This window comes from Tenacibaculum aiptasiae (genome assembly GCF_008806755.1).
Lineage (GTDB): Bacteria > Bacteroidota > Bacteroidia > Flavobacteriales > Flavobacteriaceae > Polaribacter > Polaribacter aiptasiae.
In genome coordinates, this window is record NZ_WAAU01000012.1 from 231,767 (window position 1) to 252,045 (window position 20,279).

13 protein-coding genes are annotated in these 20,279 nt (G+C 30.0%); 5 read left to right on the forward strand and 8 right to left on the reverse strand.

The features are described from left to right. Window positions 1-8: 8 nt before the first annotated feature. The gene (locus tag F7018_RS08775; protein WP_150899668.1) at window positions 9-2,981 is read right to left on the reverse strand and encodes a SusC/RagA family TonB-linked outer membrane protein; all 2,973 of its coding nucleotides are present in this window, start codon (window positions 2,979-2,981) and stop codon (window positions 9-11) included. 220 nt (window positions 2,982-3,201) lie between these two features. Between F7018_RS08775 and F7018_RS08780 the strand changes: the two genes are divergently transcribed. Then, window positions 3,202-4,074: a helix-turn-helix domain-containing protein gene (locus F7018_RS08780; protein WP_150899669.1), complete on the forward strand. Its 873-nt coding sequence runs from the start codon at window positions 3,202-3,204 to the stop codon at window positions 4,072-4,074. A gap of 149 nt (window positions 4,075-4,223) precedes the next feature. Then, complete coding sequence (gene bglX / locus F7018_RS08785; protein ID WP_150899670.1) at window positions 4,224-6,524, forward strand: beta-glucosidase BglX; 2,301 nt, start codon at window positions 4,224-4,226, stop codon at window positions 6,522-6,524. Window positions 6,525-6,576: 52 nt separating this feature from the next. Here bglX and F7018_RS08790 read toward each other — a convergent pair whose 3' ends face one another. Both F7018_RS08790 and F7018_RS08795 read right to left on the reverse strand, forming a co-directional pair. Then, the gene (locus tag F7018_RS08790) at window positions 6,577-7,938 is read right to left on the reverse strand and encodes a pyridoxal-phosphate dependent enzyme (RefSeq protein WP_150899671.1); all 1,362 of its coding nucleotides are present in this window, start codon (window positions 7,936-7,938) and stop codon (window positions 6,577-6,579) included. 22 nt (window positions 7,939-7,960) lie between these two features. Beyond that, window positions 7,961-9,196, reverse strand: a complete 1,236-nt coding sequence (locus tag F7018_RS08795; protein WP_150899672.1) for an ABC transporter permease — start codon at window positions 9,194-9,196, stop codon at window positions 7,961-7,963. Window positions 9,197-9,258: 62 nt separating this feature from the next. On the opposite strand from F7018_RS08795, the gene F7018_RS08800 reads away from it, so the two are divergent. The 3 genes from F7018_RS08800 to F7018_RS08810 all read left to right on the forward strand — a co-directional run bounded on the left by F7018_RS08800 (window position 9,259) and on the right by F7018_RS08810 (window position 12,288). Further along, the gene (locus F7018_RS08800) at window positions 9,259-9,843 is read left to right on the forward strand and encodes a GNAT family N-acetyltransferase (RefSeq protein ID WP_150899673.1); all 585 of its coding nucleotides are present in this window, start codon (window positions 9,259-9,261) and stop codon (window positions 9,841-9,843) included. Between the two features lie 33 nt (window positions 9,844-9,876). After that, window positions 9,877-11,127, forward strand: a complete 1,251-nt coding sequence (locus F7018_RS08805) for an exo-beta-N-acetylmuramidase NamZ family protein (RefSeq protein WP_150899674.1) — start codon at window positions 9,877-9,879, stop codon at window positions 11,125-11,127. A gap of 195 nt (window positions 11,128-11,322) precedes the next feature. Beyond that, the gene (locus F7018_RS08810; protein WP_150899675.1) at window positions 11,323-12,288 is read left to right on the forward strand and encodes a hypothetical protein; all 966 of its coding nucleotides are present in this window, start codon (window positions 11,323-11,325) and stop codon (window positions 12,286-12,288) included. 166 nt (window positions 12,289-12,454) lie between these two features. Here the strand turns inward: F7018_RS08810 and F7018_RS08815 are convergent, their stop codons facing one another. The 5 genes from F7018_RS08815 to F7018_RS08835 form a co-directional block, all read right to left on the reverse strand. After that, on the reverse strand, window positions 12,455-13,099 hold the full coding sequence (locus tag F7018_RS08815) for a 4'-phosphopantetheinyl transferase family protein (protein ID WP_150899676.1): 645 nt from the start codon (window positions 13,097-13,099) through the stop codon (window positions 12,455-12,457). Between the two features lie 46 nt (window positions 13,100-13,145). Continuing rightward, window positions 13,146-14,084 (reverse strand): ornithine carbamoyltransferase, encoded by a 939-nt coding sequence (locus F7018_RS08820; RefSeq protein WP_150899677.1) that lies wholly within the window; start codon window positions 14,082-14,084, stop codon window positions 13,146-13,148. 216 nt (window positions 14,085-14,300) lie between these two features. Further along, window positions 14,301-16,751 (reverse strand): outer membrane beta-barrel family protein, encoded by a 2,451-nt coding sequence (locus F7018_RS08825; RefSeq protein WP_150899678.1) that lies wholly within the window; start codon window positions 16,749-16,751, stop codon window positions 14,301-14,303. A gap of 212 nt (window positions 16,752-16,963) precedes the next feature. Beyond that, window positions 16,964-17,707, reverse strand: a complete 744-nt coding sequence (locus tag F7018_RS08830) for a thioesterase II family protein (RefSeq protein ID WP_150899679.1) — start codon at window positions 17,705-17,707, stop codon at window positions 16,964-16,966. Next, window positions 17,694-20,279, reverse strand: a 2,586-nt coding sequence (locus tag F7018_RS08835) for a non-ribosomal peptide synthetase (protein ID WP_150899680.1), incomplete at its 5' end; no start/stop codon positions are given. The genes F7018_RS08835 and F7018_RS08830, both read right to left, overlap by 14 nt.

The following is a 20,279-nucleotide window of genomic DNA, read 5'->3' on the forward strand; positions in this document are numbered from 1 at the left end:
TATAAATATTAAAAATCTAATGATAGTCCTAACAATGCTTTTCCTGGTGTTGGATAATAACCTCTATCTACACCGATATCATTATTTCCAAAGTTTCCAATCTCTGGATCAAGACCTTTATAATTAGTAAAAGTGAAATAATCATCTAAAGACACGTAAACTCTTAAATTGTTAAGATGTAATTTATCTGTTAAAGATTTAGGAACTCTATACCCTAGTTGAATTTGTTTAATTCTTAAATACGATCCATCTTCAACCACTAAATCTGTATCATATGCTGTATTAGCGTATTGCGCAGCTGGAAAAGATGCATTATCTCCTGCTTGGGTCCACCTATTATTGTAAAAATGTATTGGTTTGTTCGTTATAGGTCTTGAGGGCTGATGATATGTAGCCATAATATCATTTCCTATTGTTCCTTGAAACTGTACGTTAAAATCGAAATTCTTATATCCTAAACTAACATTACCTCCATACAATACATCTGGATGTGGTGAGCCAATCATTGTTTTATCAGCATTATTTACTGAACCATCACCATTAGTATCTACTAAATTAATTTGCCCAGTTGCTGGATCAATACCATTAGTTTTGTATCCATAGAAATACCATACTGGCAATCCTTTTGTAAATCGAGTAACTCCATCATTATTTTGCGGTGCACTTGCTCCAACTATTGAAGTTCCTTCTGGCACAAATAATACTTCTGTTACTTCATTATTTAAAGTAGATAAATTAAGATTTACATCGTATCTAAAACCACTTTCTGATTCATCACCATAACCTAACTCAAATTCAAAACCTTTATTTTCAATAGTTCCTGCATTAAACGGACTAAAAACAAATCCTGCTGAACCTGGTGTTATTAAACTTCCATCATTTACAATTAAATCTTTTGTTGTTTTGACATAATAATCAACTGAGAAGTTCATTCTATTATTAAAAGCTTTTAAATCTACTCCTAAATCTAATTGTTCTGATGTTTCCCATACTAAGTTTTCATTAGCAAAACTTGTAATTTGCGAACCTAAAGAACCTAGATAATTAATTGGATTCCCTCCATGTAATTGAGTAATAAAAGTTCTATCTGTATTACCTGGTAAATTACCCCAGCTACCATTTTGCCCCCAACTTGCTCTTACTTTTAAATAATCAATTTTTGAATCCTCATTCCAGAAGTTCTCTTTAGAAACTACCCATCCACTTGATACAGCTGGAAAGAATGCTGTTTTATTTTTTGTAGGAAACTTATCTGACCTATCACTTCTAAATGATGCCTCTAATAAATACTTACCTGAGTAATCATATGACAATCTACCAAAAGCTGAAACTAAATTATTTCTGTATACTGGCACAAAAGGACTTACTCCTTGAGTATCGACTATCTTTGTAGTCGTTTTAGTATCTTCTGCCGAATAACCTACTAAAGCTGTAAAACTATGCTCTTCAATTTCTTTAGTATAAGTTGCAAAATTTTCCCATAACCACCTGTTGCTTTCTACATCAGCTGTTGACCTAGTTAAAGTTGTATTTTGAGCTTCTGAAGAAACATAATAAGGATAATTAGTATTTACAGCACTCCATGTATTTTGCTCTAATCCTAATCTAGTTGTAAAAGTTAAACCTTCTAAAATTTTGAACTTAAAATAGGTCGTATTTAAAAATTGAGTTGCATCTGTAACATTACTATTCATGACATTAGAATACGCCACGGGATTTACCACCTCTCCTGTAGAAAAACTTGGATATCCATACACATTACCATTAGCATCTAGCAATAATGGCACTCCATTATTTGTAGCATTATCAATTACTGTTTGAGGCACTTGCCCATTAGGATATGTAACAGGAGTTAAAGGATCAATTATTAACATGTTTTGTATAACCCCTCTAGTATCACTGTTCTCTGTAATACCATTTTTATCAGTTATAGAATATGTAGCATTTAATCCTACTTCCAACCAATTTGTTAATTCTCCTTTAAGATTCAACCTAAAGGTCGTTCTTTTAAAAGATGAATTATCTTTTCCTACAATACCTTTTTGATTCAAATTAGATGCAGAAAAATAATACGACCCTTTCTCTCCTGCCCCAGATAAACTTACATCATTTCTATACATTGGAGCTGTAACAAATGTTTCATCAATCCAATTAGTATCATAACCATTATTTACTACACCAGTTTGACCTGCTTCATTCATATAAGTAACAAATTGAGAAGCATTCATTAACTTCATATCTGTTCTTACACTTTGAGAAACAAATTGAGAATTAACACTAACTTTTAACCCTCCTTTTTTTCCTGTTTTTGTTGTAACAATTACAACTCCATTTGCACCTTCAGTTCCATAAATAGCTGAAGAAGCAGCATCCTTTAAAACTTCAATATTTTCAATATCACTTGGAGGTAAATTATCTAAATTAGCTACTTTCATTCCATCAACGATAAATAATGGGTCAGAATTACCATTAGAACCAGCACCTCTAATTCTTATCTTTGCTCCAGAACCTGGTGAACCTGATGATGCTACAACTGTAACCCCCGAGGTTCTACCTTGTAAAACTTGCTCTACTCTTTGACTAGAAACACTTTTTATCTCTTTACTATCTATACTAGAGATAGCACCAGTAACTAAACTTTTCTTTTTTGCTCCATAACCAACAATTACAACTTCATCTAAATTGTTAGAATCCTCTTCTAGTAAAACATTAATAACCTTTCTTCCATTTACACTTACCTCTTTTGTTTTATACCCAACAAAACTAAAAACAAGTATTGCGTCTGGCTTTACATTATTTATTGTATAAGACCCATCCATTTCGGTTACTGCACCTATGTTTGTACCTTTTACTACAATATTTACTCCTACTACCTCTCCTAAATTATCTGTCACAACCCCTTTAACGGTTTGTGAATACCCATAAATACTTAGAAGAAAAGCAGATAAAAGTATTAACTTTCTAAAAAAACTGTTTTTCATAATTAATAATTAAATTATATTTTTCTGTTATATCACTAATAATCTCATTCGTTTTTTAAAGACTTCGTAAATAATTAAAGATTACTCAAATTAGTCCACAGTTTACGAAAAGGATTTAGATGATACAAAACTATACGTTAAAAAAGCTACTTAATAATATATTTTTGTCATTTAGTAATATATTTTTTATATTATTGAACCATAAAACCATAAAAAAAAAATGCAAAACAACATTCACAGAGAGATTACTCAACTATCTCCATCCGACAGTTTTTTAGTATATTATAGAGTAAAAGACGAATTTGATTTCCCCTTACATTTCCATCCCGAATATGAAATAAACTTAATCCATAGAGGAGCTGGAGTTAGAAGAATTATAGGAGATCATATTGAAAAAATTTCCGATTACGAACTAGTACTTGTTGGACCTAATCTTCCACATTGCTGGGAACTTCACGAGTGCACCAACAAAGAAATACATGAAGTAACCGTTCATATCCATAATGATTTACTAGACGAAAAACTACTTTCTAGAAGAGTTTTCAAATCAATAAGAGATATGTTTAATAGATCTATTCATGGAATTCTTTTTTCTGAAAAAACAACAAAAGAAGTTATGCCCAGGCTAAAAAACCTTCCAAAAACCTCTGGAATTGACTACTTTATAGAATTCATCTCTATACTACACGACCTTTCCACCTCTAGAAACCAAAAGCTCTTATCCACAACCTTTTCTAATATTGAAAACTTCGAAAACAGCGATAGAATTAAAAAGATATACGAATACATACAAGAGAACTATCATAAGAAAATTACTCTTGACGAGATATCTGAACTCATTAACATGAGCCCAGTATCATTTAATAGATTCATAAAAAAGCGCACAGGAAAAACATTCATTGCATACCTAAACAGCACCCGTGTAAGCGCAGCCACACGACTCTTATTAGAAACCGATTTAAGCATTAGTGAAATCGCTTTTAAATGTGGCTTTAACAATATTGCCAACTTTAACAGAATCTTCAAAAAAGTAAAAAACTGCACCCCTAGCGAGTTCAAAACTGAGTTCAAAGGAATACAAAAAGTACTATAATACTATTTTGTCATTTAAGAGCATATAAAAAACAATAAGTTTAAAAAAATACCACCTTTTGATTATTTATGTATACTTTTCAAACACTCTTTCTTTTAATTTTGCATACCATAAACATTAGTTCAAAACATAATTCCACAAGTTAAAACATGAAAAAAATTATTATTCCAATAGTAATCGTAAGCTCGTTAATCATTCTTGTTGGATGTTATTCAAAAAATGAACAACACAAGAAAGGTGATATAATGATGAACACAGAAATTGAAAAGAAAATTGATTCCCTCTTAGAAAAAATGACCGTTGAAGAAAAGGTAGGACAAATGAATCAATATAATGGTTTTTGGGATCTTACTGGGCCAGCTCCAAAAGAAGGAAGTGCTGAAACCAAATACCAGCATCTTAAAAATGGGTGGATTGGTTCAATGCTGAATGTAAGAGGTGTAAAAAATGTAAGAGCTGTACAAAAAATTGCCGTAGAAGAAACTCGATTAGGTATTCCTTTAATTATAGGTTTTGATGTAATTCATGGGTACAAAACACTTAGTCCAATACCTTTAGCGGAGGCTGCTAGCTGGGATTTAGAAGCAATAAAAAAGTCTGCAAGTGTTGCAGCAACAGAAGCTTCTTCAGCTGGAATTAACTGGACTTTTGGACCAATGGTAGATATATCAAGAGACCCTAGATGGGGACGTGTAATGGAAGGAGCTGGTGAAGATCCTTTTTTAGGAAGTAAGGTAGCTGTCGCTAGAGTTCAAGGTTTTCAAGGTACTAACCTAAAATCACCACACACCATTGCTGCTTGTGCTAAACATTTTGCTGCTTACGGTTTTTCTGAAGCTGGTAAAGAGTATAATACTGTTGATATTGGTACTTCTACTCTCCATAATGTTGTACTACCTCCTTTTAAAGCAGCAGTTAATGCAGGTGTTAGAACTTTAATGAATTCTTTTAACGAACTTAACGGGGTACCTGTTACGGGAAGTAGTTACTTACAAAGAGACATTTTAAAAAATGGATGGGGTTTTAATGGATTTATTGTATCAGACTGGGCATCTATTAATGAAATGATCAATTGGGGGCATGCTAAAAATAAAAAAGAAGCAGCTGAAATAGCTGTTACTGCTGGTTCTGACATGGATATGGAAGGCTATGTTTATGTAAAAGAATTAGCTCAATTAGTTAAAGATGGTAAAGTAGATGAATCCTTAATTAATGATGCAGCTAGAAGAATTTTACGAGTAAAATTTGAATTAGGTTTATTCGATGATCCATACAAATACTGTAACGAAGAAAACGAAAAAAACTCTTTATACAATCCTAAACATCAAGAAGCTGTTTTAGATGTAGCAAAAAAATCTATCGTATTACTAAAAAACGAAAACGATTTATTACCTCTTAAAAAGAGTGGTCAAAAAATCGCGCTTATAGGATCATTAGCAAACGACAAAAACAGTCCTTTAGGTAGCTGGCGTATTGCTTCTGATGACAACACTTCTATATCTGTTCTTGATGGAATGCAACAATACGAAGACAACACCCTAAATTATAGTAAAGGAGTTGATTTAATCACAGAAAAGACATCTTTTACTAGCGAAGTAAAAATAAATTACACGGATAAAAGTGAGTTTAAACATGCTGTAGCAACTGCACAAAAATCGGATGTAGTAGTTATGGTACTTGGAGAACATGGTTTTCAAAGTGGTGAAGGAAGAAGTAGAAGTAACATAGATTTACCTGGACTTCAACAAGAATTATTAGAAGAAATATATAAAGTAAATAAAAACATCGTACTTGTATTAAACAACGGTAGACCTTTAGCTATTGAATGGGCTTCTGAAAACATCCCTTCAATTGTAGAAGCTTGGCAACTAGGTTCACAAGCCGGGAATGCTATTGCTCAAGTTTTATATGGTGATTATAACCCAAGCGGAAAGCTTCCAATGACTTTTCCTAGAAACGTTGGTCAAATTCCTATTTACTATAATTATAAAAACACAGGAAGACCAATAAACAAAGATAATAACGTATTCTGGTCTCACTACATTGATGTTGAAAACACCCCTCTATACCCTTTTGGTCACGGCTTAAGCTACACTACCTTCAACTATTCAAACTTTAGAATTAGTAAAAAATCAATATCGATAAACGATTCTATTAAAGTATCTGTAAATGTTACCAACACTGGTAAATACGACGGTAAAGAAGTTGTTCAACTATACATTCGTGATATGGTTGGTAGCAACACACGACCTGTAAGAGAGTTAAAAGGATTTGAATTAATTGAATTAAAAATTGGAGAAACTAAAACTGTAGAATTTACTCTCGACAAAAATACTCTTGGATTTTATAATAATGATGGGGAATTCATTACTGAACCTGGAGATTTTAAAGTTTTTATTGGTGGCAGCTCCACCACAACATTAGAAGGACAGTTTGAATTAATTCCTTAACAATAAAAAAGCCCGTAATAACTTACGGGCTTTTTATTTTATATGTCTAAAATTAGCTTATTGCACTAATTACATCATATTTTGTAATAATATGGTGTTTACCATTTTCTAAATCAACCAATACTGCTTGATTCTCTTTAGAAATTAACTTAGAAACCTCATCAATAGAAGCATTTAATTTAACTTCTGCATACTTAGCTCCCATAACATCCTTAATTGGCTTGTCTGCTATATTTTTATCTTCTAAGTAGCTACGTAATAATGTTGATTCGTCTACCGAACCTACAAATCCATTGACATCTCTTACAGGGATTTGTGAAATTTTAAAATCACGCATTCTTTCAATTGCATGAGAAACTAATTCTTCAGTTTGTACAGTCACTAATGGCTTATCAATATGCGACTTGATTAAATCTTCAGCAGTAGTAACTTCCTCTTCTAAGAATCCTCTATCACGCATCCAATCGTCGTTAAACATTTTTCCTACATATCTACTTCCGTGATCATGGAATAATACAACAACTACATCGTCTTTTTTAAACTCATCTTTTAATTGTAACAATCCTTTAATTGCCGAACCTGCCGAGTTTCCTACAAAGATACCTTCTTCCTTAGCTATTTTTCTTGTATAAACAGCAGCATCCTTATCTGTTACTTTAGTAAATCCATCAATTAAAGAGAAATCTACATTCTTAGGTAAAATATCCTCTCCAATTCCTTCTGTGATATATGGATATATTTCGTTCTCATCAAAAATACCTGTTTCATGATACTTCTTAAATACAGAACCATATGTATCTACTCCCCAAATTTTAATGTTTGGATTCTTTTCTTTTAAATATTTAGCTGTTCCAGAAATAGTACCTCCTGTTCCTACTCCAACTACAAAATGTGTTATTTTACCTTCTGTTTGTTCCCAAATTTCAGGTCCAGTTTGTTCGTAATGCGCTTTTGCATTTGATGGATTATCATACTGATTTACATACCAAGAGTTTGGTGTTTCTTCTCCTAATCTTTTCGATACTGAATAATATGAACGAGGATCATCTGGTTCTACGTTTGTTGGACAAACAACCACCTCTGCTCCTACAGCTCTTAAAATATCCATCTTTTCCTTAGACTGCTTATCCGAAATTACAAAAATACATTTGTACCCCTTTATAATTGCTGCTAAAGCTAATCCCATTCCTGTATTTCCAGAAGTACCTTCAATAATAGTTCCTCCTGGCTTTAAACGCCCATCTGCTTCTGCATCTTCAATCATTTTTAACGCCATTCTATCCTTTACTGAATTCCCTGGATTGAATGTTTCAACCTTAGCCAACACTAAAGCATCTACTTCTTTTGTTACTGAGTTTAACTGAACTAAAGGTGTATTCCCAATAGTTTCTAATATATTTTTTGCGTATTTCATCTTCTAAAATTATGCTGCAAATTTATGCAAATCGAATGGATTTTGAAGGGTGTATTTTGGTTACTATATATGACGGAACTATTAACATGAAAAAACATAGGATAAGTGTCCCTATATTTAACAATAAGATAACCCAAAAACTAATTTCAACTGGCACTGAAGACACATGATACGTTTCAGGATCTAATGTTATAGGCTTGAAATATTTCTGAATAAACAATAAAGTAACACCAATAATATTTCCCCAGAAAAGCCCTTTCAATATTAAATAAAAAGCATTGTATAAAAAGATTTTCCTTATACTCCAGTTAACACTTCCCAATGCTTTAAGAATACCAATCATTTTAACACGTTCTAATATCAGCACTAATAAAGCTGTTATCATATTTATCCCCGCAATTAAAATCATGATTGCAATAATAAATCGAACATTATTATCAAAAAGTTTAATCCAATCAAAGATTAATGGATTACTTTCTACAATGGTACTACTATTTAAAGTCGCTCCTACGTTTGAATAAACTTCATCTCCTTTTTCTGCTAGCATATCAAAATCATCAATTACAACTTCAAAACCTCCTATTTGATTATCGCTCCAACTATTAATTCTTTGTACTTCTCTAATATCTCCAATCAATATAGATTTATCAAATTGCTCTAGTCCTGTATTATAAATCCCAACAATAACAGGTTTACGTCTTTTATGTTTTAATTTACTTTTTTCAGAACTAAACAATGTTTCAATAGTATCATTCAGTTTAAAATTTAATCGATTCGCAATCGACTCTGATATTAATATCTCTTTATTTCTACTTTGATTAAAATTAGGTAATCGTCCTTCTTTTAAATATTCTTTAAAAAAAGAAAAATCATAATCAGACGATACTCCTTTAAATATAATCCCTTCAAAATCGGTTGGGGTTCTAATAATCCCTCCTACATTCGCAAAAACTTGTACGTTTTTAATTCCATCAATATTTTTAAACTCGGGATAGAAATCTTGGTTTTTTTCAATTGGAACTGTAGATAAATCAGAATTATTATTATCGTAATTTACAATTTGAATATGCCCTTTAAAGCCAGACATTTTATCTCTAATCTTCTTTTGAAAACCCGATGCTATCGATACAGATATTAACATAATAGCAATACCCAACGCAATAGCAATTGTAGCTATTTTAATTATTGGTGACGATATACTACTTTTATGCTCTTTACCAGCAATAATTCGTTTAGCTATAAATAATTCGAAATTCAAAAGTTGTTGTTTTTAAGTAAATCCAAAAGTAATTAATTCTTCTTTAAATAATATTATTTATCATGATTAAAGCTTCATTTTCTGACAAAGAATTAGTTACTGATATTTTATACAGTGCTTTTGTCAACATCAAAAAAGACAATTCTATAAGCTTTGTTGTAAAACAAGATTCCAAAAGAAATAAACGTCTTCGTTTTTTAATGGAATACCTATTTTTAACTTCTTTTGAATTTGGTGAAGTCTTTATTTCTGACAACAAAAAAGCATGCCTACTTATCAACTATCCCCATTTACAAAAAACAACCTTAAAAAACTCTTATTGGAAACTTCTTTTAATTATTAAAACCATTGGAATTTTTAATGTGTTTAAAATACTAAAAAGAGAGCGCGAATTAAACAAAAACCATATAAAAACGCCACATATTCATCCAATTATTACGGGTGTGCTTAACGAGCATCAACAAAAAGGCATTGGTGTTCGACTCATTAAGGAAGTGCTTTTACATTTTAAAAACAATCAACTTCCTTGTATTATAGAAACTACTACCAAAGAGAATTTAAAGCTGTATAAAAAATTTGGTTTTAAAATTGTAAGAGAAACTCATAGTTTAAATTATCCACTATTTTTCTTACGAAAAGATTTTTAAACTGTAACTTTATCTTTTAAAACATACATTTAAATGAAGAGAACTTTTAACCACCTTTTATGTTTAATTTTTATTAGCTTTCAACTAAACTCTTGTGCTCAACAACAGAAATCAAAAACTAAAAAAGCTATAAAAGAAACAGAAACTTTACAAGTAAGAACTGGTGCTGATAGAATTAATTTATACTTACCTAAACTAAAGGGTAAAAACGTTGCTATTGTAGCCAATCAAACATCAGTTTTAGAAGTTTTACAAAGAGCCGAAGTAGCTCCTAACGTAATGGGTTCTAAATTAGTTCAGTTTCATCTAGTTGATTATTTAAATGATTACAACGGAATTAACGTTCAAAAAGTTTTTGCTCCTGAACATGGTTTCCGTGGAAAAGCAGATGCTGGTGAAACTGTTGTAGATGGTATTGACACTAAAACAAAGTTACCTATTATATCGTTGTACGGAAAAAACAAAAAACCTTCTGCTGAACAGTTAAAAGGTATTGATGTTGTCGTTTTTGATATACAAGATGTAGGAGCTCGTTTTTACACTTATATTTCTTCTTTACATTATGTTATGGAAGCCTGTGCTGAAGCTAATATTCCAGTTATTATTTTAGACAGACCTAACCCTAACGGACATTATATTGATGGTCCTGTATTAGAACCTACACATAAAAGCTTTGTAGGAATGCATCCTGTTCCTGTAGTTTACGGAATGACTATTGGTGAATACGGACAAATGATTAACGGTGAAAAGTGGTTAAAAGAAGGAATCCAATGTGATTTAACTGTAATTCCGTTAGAAAATTATACACACGATTACAAATACAGCTTACCAATTAAACCTTCTCCTAATTTACCTAATGATACATCTATAAACTTATATCCTAGTTTATGTTTTTTTGAAGGAACAAAGGTTTCTGCAGGAAGAGGAACTGATAAGCAGTTTCAAATTTATGGTTCTCCATTTATAACTAATACTAATTTTAGTTTTACACCGCAACCAAATGAAGGTGCTAAGTACCCTAAGTTTAAAGGTGAACTATGTTATGGTGAAGACTTAAGAAAAACTCCTTACTTAGCTGAATTGGATCTTTCCTGGTTGTTAAACGCCTATACAAACTCTCCTAAAAAAGACTTTTTCAATGCTTTTTTTACCAAACTAGCAGGAACTAAGAAATTACAACACCAAATTGAACAAGGTGTTTCTGAAAAAGAGATTAAAAACTCTTGGAAAAAAGACTTGAAGAATTTTAAAAAAATTAGGAGCAATTATTTACTTTATAAATAGCTCTCAATAATTAATATAAATGCATAGCGCATATACATAGATCTGATGTATATGCGCTATATTTTTTAATTATATTTGTTTGAAAAATTGCTTGGTTTTTATCACTATATATTTTAAAACCTTTAGTTTTCACCAAATATAAACTAACTTTTAATCTCCACTAAAAGTTCTGCCTATAAAGTAAGTTAACATTGAATGAAAAAATTATTTATATTATTTTTTATTTTAACAAATACCTATAAATCTTATAGCTGTAGCTGCTCACATAAAAAAATCACACAAAAAGAGTACGATAATTATTCTTTAATCTTTATAGGTGAAATAGTAGAAGTAGAAGATTGTGACACTAGAGGTTATCAAGAATTTACTTTTAGAATTGAGCAAATTTTTAAAGGTCAGACAACTAAATTTGTTTCTGGTTTTAATAATTGTGGAGGTGTTTGTAACTATTCTTATAAACTTGGGCAAAAATGGCTAGTTTATTCTAATCCTAAATATGGATTAATTAAGGACCAGCAGGCATGTAATCAAAGTATAATAATTTTCAACGATGAAAACGAATGGCTAAACAAAAATGATTATAATATTTTTAAAAAAGAATTAAAATTTGAGGTAGATTTTTTACAACTAAGAAAAACAAAGGATTCTAAAATTGTTTATTTTCAATTCACAACATACATCCCTTTATTAAAAAACATCTTTATTTTAGGTGTTATTATTCTATTCTTTTTATTATGTTTTAAATTAAAAATTAAACTATTGCCTTACAGTATTGGCTTAGGTATAATTGGTGGCTTTTTTTATTACCTATTACTCATTAACTTTTTATTTCCGAAATTAATGAAACCTATAATTATACATATTATTTTAATTTTGAGTTTTCTATTAATATCAAACATCATTTACTTAATCCGGGTAAAAGATAAATTTAACTTCAAGAAATCATTTATTTATAATTATTTATCCTATATATCATTTATTATAACAACTATTTATATGATATTTTCTACTGAACATAGTCAAGAAATAGTATATAGTAACGTTTTTAATAAATATTTTTTCTTTATCATAGGGATTGGAATATTTTTTAGCCTTTTTTCAGCTACATTTCTATATGGAATAAAGAATATCAGATTAAAAATAAAAAAGGGTAATATGTAATATAACTTATAACTGAAGTTATCTAGCCCCAACATTATAAACACACTTCATTCTTCTAAAAAAAACAATAGTTTATTCTAGAATTACAATTAGCTAAAAAAGTTTTTATTATTAACCTTTTTCATTTTATTTATTTAGAAAATGGTTTATTATCTGTAACAAATTATTATTCACACAACTTTTCTGAATGTATATAACTATAGTCTATTTTTTTTTTCAGAGACTTTGAAGTAGCCACATGAACAACATAATTTTGATCAATTTCTACTTCATATAAATAATATGCTTTATTATCTAACAACAGAGGTGAAATTGTAGTATTTATTGTATTAAGCGGCATGAGTAACCCTCTCCCATCCGCTTTAACAACAGCTTCTTTTCTAGTCCAAAAAGTATAGAAACTTTTATAATTAGAAATCTCTCTTTTCTCCTTTTCTGAAAATACGTTTTTGAAACTGTCAAACTCTATTGGATTAACCTCCTCTATATCAATACCTAAATTGTTTTTCTCCTCTGTACTTATTATACATACAATATATTCACCTGAATGAGAAATATTAAAACCAAAATTACTATTTTCAAAATACGGTTTCCCATACTTTGACTTTTGTATAAGCTCTAAATTATAATCGTGACCTAAATCAGAAACTGCTTTCTTTAATAATAGTTTTCCATATAAATATGCGTGAGCATCCTGCCACCTCATATATTTCCTTACTTTATTTTGCATTTCCAAAGGCAATGAAGAAACAGCTCTTTCATAAGAATGGCTAGATAATTGTTTACATTTGGTATAATATAATACTGTCATATTTAAGTCAAATCATTTAAAATTTTCTTTACTAAATACTAAAGCATTAATGCATACACCATTCTAATACAGCTTTTGCACTATGAGCTTTATTTTCAGCTTGATTAAACACAATACTATTAACACCATCTATTACAGAAGCTTCTACTTCATCTCCTCTATGAGCAGGTAAATCGTGCATAAAAATTGCATCTGTATAAGTATTCATTAGTTCTTCGGTTACAGTAAAAGGCTCAAAAACTTTTCTCCAATTCGGATCTGGCTTTGTAGTACCAGTAGTTTGCCAACGTGTAGTATAGACAATATCTGCATTCTTCGGAAGTTTTCGTAAATCATGAAACTCTTTAATTGTTGTATTCCTTTTTTTCCCTTCTTCCTGTGCATACTTTAATAGCATAGGGTCTATATTGTAGTTAGGAGGAGTAAAAAAATTAATCTTCATATTAGAAAACTTAGCTATTGCTAACGCTAGCGCAGTTGTTGTATTATTTCCTTCTCCTAAATACACGATTTCTAAACCAGATAATTCACCGAAATACTGCTTTATTGTGGTAAGATCAGCTAGAGCTTGTGTTGGATGTTCATCTTCTGTCATTGCATTTACTATGGACATTTTTTTTTGATTAGCAAAAGCTTTAAGTATTTTTGGGCTTTCAGCTGTTCTTAACACCAAACCATCTAACATTCTAGAAAGAACTTGTAAAGTATCACCCATTGTTTCACCCGTATTTAATTGTAAATCATTAGGACCATAAGCAATAACTTGAGCCCCTAGTCTCAATGCTGCTGTAGTAAAAGCCGTTCTTGTTCTTGTTGAAGTTTTTTTAAAATAAACACCCAACACTTTATTTTTTAATTGATATCCTTGCTCTACATTACCATTTGAATACTCAATTCCTCTATTAATTATTTCTAATGTTTCTTGTGGTGAAAGATCTTTTAATGAAATTACATGTTTTCTACTGTTTGTTGATATCAAACTCATTTTTTTCAAATTTTTAATTTATTAATATTTTATTATGTGTATTTTATTATTGTAGTTATATAGCTAATAGCTAAAGAATGACAAGTCTTCTATTTAGCTTAAAAATTCTAAATTTGATCATCTAACTATCCTGACAAGACTCAGTTTTTTCTCCAACTAACCACTTATAATCATTTTTTACCTTCTAATGCAAACTCAACAATTAATAACAAAAAGTTAGTTCAATCTTCTTTCTTCTTCTTGTACTCCCCCTTGTTTATTGATTGACTTTAACTTTACATTTCCAAACTTATAAGTTAAACTTAAACGAATAACTCTACTATCGAAAGTTCTTAAGACGTTAAAATTACTATTAGTCAAATCACTATATACAGTTCTTTTACCCCAAGTGTTAAAAATATCACTTAATGACAATTGAACATTCATATTTTTATCTAAAAACGTTCTATTCACACCAAGATCAACACCATAGTAAGGCTTAAGATTTAGTACTCCATAAACATTTGAAGAAATGTAATTTGCTCTTAACTCTGCCGACGACCTATCATCTATTGTAAAATTATGAGTGCTACTAGCTTGCCATGCTAATCTTTCTAATTGATTAGAAGCTCCTTGAATATTATTAGAATCATATTGATTATAAAACATTGAAAGGTTATTAAAAGTTTTCCACCATTTTGAGACTTTAATTGGCGCATTTATATTTAGACTATATGACTTGAAACCATTAAGATTTGCATCTGTTTGTGAGATTGAATTTGTAACAGGATCTGTTAATACAATATTTGCAATAGCATCTTTGGTGTTACTATAATTAAAATTAAATGTATATTTATTTTTAAGTGTATATCCTATTGAATATGAATCTGTATACTGAGGATTTAAAAATGGATTTCCATATCGAAATGTATATTCGTCAATATAATGTAAAAAAGGATTTAAAGAAGCATAATTAGGCCTATCTATTCTTCTACCATAGCTAACTCTTATTGTATTTTCATCGTTTATCTTTTTCTGTAAAGAAAATGTTGGAAAAAAGTCTGTATAATTTCTTTTTACAATACTATTATTTGATATTGAATTTCCATTAGATTTAGTTCTTTCCATACGTAAACCAACTTGCAAATCATACGATCCAAATTGGGTATTATAATTTACATAACCCGCCATAATCTCTTCCTTATATATAAATTGGTTACTTCTGCTAGGATTATTTACATAACTTCCATCACTCTGTAAAACATCAAATTGAAGTATATTATCCGTCTTTACTGAACTAAACTTCATTCCTACTTCAAGTTTAGATTTTTCATTTAGCGGACGTGAAAAATCTGCTTTACCAACATATATATCAGCATCTTGCGGAGTTATATTTCTAAAATTATTAGGTAATCGAAATTCATCTCCATTAGCATCTAAAAATCTATTACCAAATTCAAATTCTTCCTCTTTTTTTGATAGTGAATAATCGTAACTTAATGTTAAATAAGTTCCTAGAGTATCTATTTTATGATTATAATTTATATTAAAAGTTACATATCTGTTTGGGTATCTACCTGCTGTAGTTCCTATAACTGTTGAATCAATTTTTTGTATTTGTGAACCAATATCATTTCTAGCGTTTATTCTTGAATTTCCTCTAACACTATTACCACTTACAATAAAACCTAGTGTACTCTTTGGAGATAAATTAACATCTGTTCCTATCTTATAACTATGAATTTTGAATCTATATCTTTCAAAAGAAGATGATTTAAAATATAAAGGGTTACCCGATAACCTTGTAAATCTATCTATATCAATAGTACCAAAATTTACATTATCTGAAAAATCGTAATTCGCAAAAATATTGAGCTTACTATTCTTATGATTCATTGCAATACCTCCATTGTTTTTTCGATACATTCCTTGTCCATAACTAAAATTGAGGTGTACATTTGTTCCTTCATTTTCATTTTTTTTCATGATTATATTAATAATCCCCGCGTTTCCAGCTGCATCGTATTTCGCTGGCGGATTGGTCATTATCTCAATAGATTTAATATTGCTTGATTGTGTAGATTCTAGTAAGGTTGTTAATTGTTCAGGAGCAAGATATGTTTGTTTTCCATTTATCAAGATTAATACATTGGTTTTTCCTACCAAACTGATTTCTCCATTTGTATTGCTCACTCCAGGAGACTTATTTAAAATATCCAAAGCTGTATTTCCAGTAGCTAAAATGCTATTTTCAATATTCAGAATAACTTTATCAGGTTTATTTTGAATTAAAGGCTTTTTAATTGATAAATTCACTACGTCTAGAGAAATACTTTTTTCTTCTAATTTAATAGTCCCAAAATTTTTATTTTTTTCTAATTTAAGAGTAAAAAGTTCAGACTTAAATGTTTTATAACCTATTACGCTTACTGATAAATAATAAGTACCTTCAGATACTCCTCTTATTTCAAATCTACCCTCTTCATTTGTTATAACTCCCTTTATCATACTTTGATTAGATGCCTTGAATAATATTACATTTGTATATGGCAAGGTTTCGTTCGTAATTGTTGTTACTTTTCCAACTATTTTGGCATTTAATTTAGATTGTGCTATTGTTTTAATTGTGTGAAACAATAAAAAACAATAAATAATATTTATAAAAATTCTTTTATATTGTAATTTCATGATTACTCTTTTAATAAAGTTTTTCTAACCTTATAATTTTTTTATTGTAAATAAATTTTAAATGTATTCTGACTTATACAAGGCTTGCTTTAAGTCATAATTTTAAAAAAGTTACAAGCAGCCATCTATTAATAGCTACACATACACTTAACACTATCAAAATCAAGTGTTTTACCTATCAAAACTGCTTTACTTTTCCTTAGCAATACTCTTTATTTCAGAGCATATTTTTCTAAAAGCAAATCTGCTTTTATAATGTTTATGACAGAAGTTAAATCACTTAATAAAAAGAAGTGTCCTCCATCTATATAGTGCACAGAACATCTTTCTGTAGTATGTAATCTCCATTCTTCTGCTTCTTCAATTGTAATTGCTTCTTCTTTTCCTATAAGTGCTGAAATACTACAATTCAAAGGAACTATTTTTGATCTATTAACAAATGTTTCTGCAATAGTAAAATCACTTCGCAATAATGGAATAAAAATTTCCTTTAGCTCTGTATTTTTAAAAATTTCAGGTGGAGTAACCCCTAAACCTAAAACTGCTTGCTCAAATTCTTGAGCATTCATATCTCTATAAAACTTTTCTATTTTAGGAATATGCACAGGTTTTCTTCCTGAAAAAAACACATGTACAGGACATCTCTTTCCTAGGCTTTGTATTTTTTGAACTAATTCATAAGCCAACAAAGCTCCCATACTATGTCCAAAAATTGCGTATTCTCCTTCAGAAATATCATTCTTTATCATATCATAAATATCATCTACAGCTTCCTCTAAAGTTCTATAAAGATCATCATTAAAACGGTTACCTCTTCCTGCTAAATTAATAGGGCATAATTCTATTTTTTCAGACAATTTTATTTGCCATTTCTCATATATATTTGCTCCACCTCCTGCATATGGTAAGCAAAATAGTTTTATTTTTTTTTTGCTATTATTTTCAATTTGTTTCATGAAATATTTTTTTATTTGAATCAAAATCTATTTTTAAATTTTGATTTAATTGATGATTTATAACCTCTGAAAGTGATACTACATTTTTACTTTTCATTACAGAAAAATGATTACCTAAGACCTGTTTCAGCTCAAAGTTTATAAAGTTACTCCTTAATTTATCTTCATTAGATATATCTATTGATTCATTAGGCCATATAAACAATGTTTTAGCTTCAATTGAATGATTAATAAAATACTTATCAGATGCATTAAACAATAATCTAACTTTATTAATTGCTTCAAAAAGTTCTTCTTTATTCATTTGTAAAAACTCAGGAATCATTTCCCTAATTTCTATAGGGGTACTATTACGTAACCATTCAACCGATTCTTGTTTAAAAATTTCAGAATTTGAAAATTCTAACCATAACTTATTTAATGAATAAATATTTTTGGCATTCTTTATAGTGTACTTAAATTTAGATTCTAAAAGATTTAATTCAGAAGCTACATTAATGACAGGAACTCCTATTGGTTTATCAAATTTTAAAAATGAATCTATTATAATAAGGTTCTCTACCTTTTCTCCCTCTTTTTCTAACTGAATTGTTATTTCTGTAGCTATTTCTCCACCTAAACTCCAACCTATTAAATGATAAGGACCAGCCTTTTGTATCTTTTTTATTTCTTTAATAAATTCTTGAGCTATTGAAGTAACCTCTGGAGTTTCAGATATATCATCCAATAACCTAAACTTAACCCCATAACAAGAATAACCTTTGATTCTCCTAGATAATTCAAGATATCCATCAATTTCACCGCTACCATCGTGTATCATGAATAATTTATCATTTTCATGAATATTATTAATTGGGATTATAATGTCACTTTCTTGTTTTTTATTTCCTTCTTGTTTTAACTTTTCTGCTATTGAAATAATTTTTGGCGACAAGAAAATTTTAGATAGAGGAAATTCTATTTCGAAACTTTGCTTTATTAGATTCTTTAATTTTATAGCCAATAAAGAATTACCTCCTAATTTAAAAAAGTTTGATGTGATACTCATTTTTTCTTCTGATATACCTAATACTTCAGACCAAATAGAAACTAACTCCCTTTCCTCAACACTTACCGGAGGTACATAACCCTCTATCTCTGTTATATCTGGTAGTGGTAATGATTTCCTATCTATCTTACCATTTGTATTGGTTGGAAAACTATCCATCCAAACAAATACTACCGGAATCATATAATCTGGAATCTTTGTAGATAATGACATTTTAACTTTAGCTTCATCTACTTTTTCTCTTCCACTTAAGTAAGCTACTAATTTTTTGGTCTCTCCCATTCCTGAAAGTATTACTATAGCTCGATTTATCGAATCAATACTCTCTAAATGAAATTCTATCTCTCCTAATTCAATACGGTAGCCTCGAAGCTTTACTTGATCGTCATTTCGACCAAAAAATTCTATTGTTCCATCTGAAAGCCATCTCGCTTGATCTCCAGTTTTATATATTTTGCCTTCCCCAAATGGGTTTTCAATAAAACTTTTATCTGTCAAATCTTGACGATTCAAATATCCTACTGCCAAACCTTTTCCTCCTAAGTATAGCTCGCCTATAACCCCTTGTGGTAACAATTCTAAGGTATTTGATAAAATGTAAGCTTGCGTATTACCTATTGGGAAACCTATAGGTATTCTTTCTTTTGCTAAATCACTAGTATTATTTACTTGATAAACTGTAGCCGTTACCGTAGTTTCTGTTGGTCCATATTCATTATAAAACGGATATTGTGATGCTATTTTTTTTACCAATGAAGGCTTACACACTTCTCCTCCAGCAACTACTCTTCGAAGACTTGATAAATTTTCAAACTTGACTTCCTCTAAAAAGGAAGGCGTACTATGAAAATGAGTAATCTTGTTTTTCCTTAAAAAAGAAGTAAAAGAAGTTTCTCTTAGAAGAAATTCCTCCTCAAGAATAACTAAAGTTGCACCACTTGATAATGATAACCATATTTGTTCTACTGACGCATCAAAGTAATAGGGCGAAAACTGAACTATACGTTCATCTTCTTTTATATCAAAAAGAGCTTGCTGATATTGGATAAGATTTGAAAGTGATTCATGCTTTATTAATACTCCTTTTGGCTGCCCTGTAGAACCTGAAGTATAAATTACATAAGCTAAATCTAATGATTCAACACAAGGAAGTCCTTGATTATCAATACTCATCTTATCTATAAGTCGTGTATCAATTATAGTATAATTTAAAGAACTCTCTAATTTTGAACTTATGTTACTCAATATAACATTAACCCCACAATCTTCTAACATATATTTCGTACGAGATTGGGGTTGAGAGGTATTAATAGGTAAATAAGCACACCCTGCCTTCATTATTGATAAAATACCTAAAATCATATCTATAGAACGAGTCATATGTAAGCCCACTATACTCCCTGGCTCTAAACCATAAGATAGTAAATGATGAGCCCATAGATCGGACTCCGAATCCAAATCTCCATAACTTAACTCTATATCACCATAAACTAACGCTGGTAATGCTGGATTCGATAATACTCG